Annotated in this window: 1 protein-coding gene; it reads right to left on the reverse strand. The window is 79.2% G+C overall.

Annotation, left to right across the window (positions count from 1 at the left end; all coding sequences use genetic code 11):
• Positions 1-83 precede the first annotated feature (83 nt).
• Complete coding sequence (locus tag ACSNOH_RS35145) at positions 84-356, reverse strand: hypothetical protein (protein ID WP_436725496.1); 273 nt, start codon at positions 354-356, stop codon at positions 84-86.
• Between the last annotated feature and the right edge of the window lie 87 nt (positions 357-443).

Below are 443 nucleotides of genomic sequence, written 5' to 3' on the forward strand. Positions count from 1 at the left end.
ACGTTCGCCGGCTACGAGCCGCCGGAGTTCGCCCTGCTGAAGGCCGAGGACCGGCCGCGGAGGGGCGGGCAGCGCGCCGCCGGCTATCCCTGCCGTACGTACAGCAGCAGCCGGGCGAACAGGCCGGGCCTGCGCTGCGCGCCGCTGGGCGCGGCGAGCCCGGCTTCCGCCGTCGGCGGCGGGGCGTGCGGGAGGCCCGCCGGGTCGGGCGGTTCCGGAGTGGCGGCCGGGGCGGCGGCCGGAGGCTGCTCGCCGCCGGCGGTGGCGGCGTGCTCGGGCTCGGGCTCGGGGTTGGGGGCGCGGTAGGCCTGGGCGCGCAGATAGGCGCTCAGGACGCGCGCGGGATCGAGGGGCATGACGTCTCTCTGCTTCTCGTGCCTGCAGGTGTGAGGAGGGTTCCGGGCGTGCCGGACGCGACGGCCCGTCCCGCGCGGGGCGGGAGG

The organism is Streptomyces sp. URMC 127, assembly GCF_051386535.1.
Classification (GTDB): Bacteria; Actinomycetota; Actinomycetes; order Streptomycetales; family Streptomycetaceae; genus Streptomyces.

Coding starts and splice junctions, on each gene's coding strand:
- ACSNOH_RS35145 (WP_436725496.1), bottom strand. CDS start 356: ATGCCCCTCGATCCCGCGCGCGTCCTGAGCGCCTATCTGCGCGCCCAG.